At 57.1% G+C, this 1,892-nt stretch carries 2 protein-coding genes; one reads left to right on the forward strand and one right to left on the reverse strand.

Going from position 1 to position 1,892, the window contains the following annotated elements; translation table 11 throughout:
• The first annotated feature begins 272 nt into the window (after positions 1 to 272).
• Positions 273 to 1,022 (forward strand): SGNH/GDSL hydrolase family protein, encoded by a 750-nt coding sequence (locus JKG68_RS32110; RefSeq protein WP_202066458.1) that lies wholly within the window; start codon positions 273 to 275, stop codon positions 1,020 to 1,022.
• 275 nt (positions 1,023 to 1,297) lie between these two features.
• Here the strand turns inward: JKG68_RS32110 and JKG68_RS32115 are convergent, their stop codons facing one another.
• Complete coding sequence (locus JKG68_RS32115; RefSeq protein ID WP_202066459.1) at positions 1,298 to 1,861, reverse strand: CarD family transcriptional regulator; 564 nt, start codon at positions 1,859 to 1,861, stop codon at positions 1,298 to 1,300.
• Between the last annotated feature and the right edge of the window lie 31 nt (positions 1,862 to 1,892).

Consider the following 1,892-nt stretch of genomic DNA (forward strand, 5'->3'; position numbering starts at 1 on the left):
CCCGCCGTTCCATGGCCAGGACGAGGTCGAGAACTTCGAGGGTACGCTACACCGCCTGTCAGTTTTGTACCCGTGCAGGAATTAAGCTGCTGTCTCAGTTCTGTAACTAAGGCTCTCGAAGGTACGTCATCCCCGTGTGCGTAGGCCAAAAGTACGATTGTGTTATTCGCATTTCTGCCATGAGGCGCAGTCTCTGTTCAGCCGCACATTCGGTAGGCTCAACTATCGATTGTCTGACCGAACCCATGGTTGGCAACAAGGAGGAAACCTACATGTTTATCACCCGACGCAGTCTCGCTGGTGCGCTCACGGCAGTCGCATTACTGGCCGGGAACCTGGCGCACGCGGCCGATGGGGCCGCCAAACGCATCCTAGTGTACGGCGACTCCAACACCTGGGGCTTCATCCCGGTCGAAAGCGGCTCGACTACGCGCTATCCAAAAGATGTGCGCTGGCCTGGCGTCCTGCAGGCAACACTCGGATCAGGCTACGAGATCATCGACGAAGGACTGAGCGCCCGCACAACCGATGTTCCTGATCCAACGTTGCCCCACATCTCAGGTGCCGGTCTCGATGGATCTGCCTACTTGTCCTCGGCTCTGGCCACGCACCAGCCGCTTGATCTGGTTGTGATCATGCTCGGCACCAATGATGTGAAGAAGATGTTTGACCGCTCGCCATTTCGGATTGCGCTCGGGGTGGGCAAGCTGATCGACATTGTGGCGCAAACCAAAGGCGGGGTTGGAACATCGTATCCCGCTCCCAAGGTTCTAGTCCTCGCTCCGCCCCCGCTTGGGAAGCTGTTCCCTGAGGGGCGTGCCGAACGGTTCGCCGGCGGTGTGGAAAAAACGAAGGCGCTTCCAGCTTACTTTGAGGCGATTGCAAAAGCGGCCGGAGCCGATTTCCTCGATGCGGGCAAGCTGACGACTACGGACGGCATCGATGGTGTTCATCTCAGCCCAGAGGCTCACAAGGCCATCGGCACCGGTGTCGCTGAAAAGGTGAAAGCAATCCTGCGGTAAGAAGCAGGCTCGCACAACCAACGCTGCTGCTTATGGGTGAGAGTCTGATGCGTCAGCCTCTCACCCGTGCAGAGATGTACTACTGCTAAGCGGCTTCTCTTCGTTGGCCGACTGTACGCTTTTACCGCTCTGGATACACCCCTCCTGCCATTGTGCGCGAACAACCTTCGCCCTAGGCTTGAATGTTCCGTTGGATTATGCCCGGATTGAAATTGTTGGGAACAGTCACTTGCCCGCCGCTTAGTGTTCTTTGCCATAGAACGCTGGATCGAGCCTTATGCAGCCGCTTCATCGTCTGACCCGTCGGTCTGCGCTGTAGCCTTGTTGAGATGAGGAGCGTTAGCCAGGTGCTGCTCTATCAGCTTGCGAGCTTCGGTTGAAGTCACCTGGCTGGCCGCTGCGATCTCTCTGGTCATGAAGTCCAGTGCGCTCTCGAAGATCTGCTGCTCACTGTAGGATGCATCTAGCTGCTCAGCCCCCCTGTTCAGGTCCCGCAGGACCTCAGCCATTGCGGTCAGTTGGCCCGTCGCCATGCGCTCCTGAAAGTCATTCGAGCGCCGGTTCCACATTCCCTTCTTGGCCTTTGCCTTTGTGCTGAGGATTTCGAGCGCCTCTTTCACTAGATCAGGTTCTGACAGCTTTCTCAGGCCGCTGCTTTTGGCTTTCGCCAGGGGAATGCGAACGGTGAGACGATCCTTTTCGAAGGTGATCGCTAAGAGCTCAAGCTTGAACCCAGCAACCTCTTGTTCTTCGACCGCCGTAATCACGCCAACTCCGTGGTTGGGGTATACGACCGTTGCACCAGGCTCGAAGGTAGGCGTGTCGTTCTTGATCGTCATTCGGGCAGGATCTCCTTCAGACACATGCTAG

The sequence above is a fragment of the Microvirga aerilata genome, from assembly GCF_016743775.1.
Taxonomy (GTDB): Bacteria; Pseudomonadota; Alphaproteobacteria; order Rhizobiales; family Beijerinckiaceae; genus Microvirga; species Microvirga aerilata.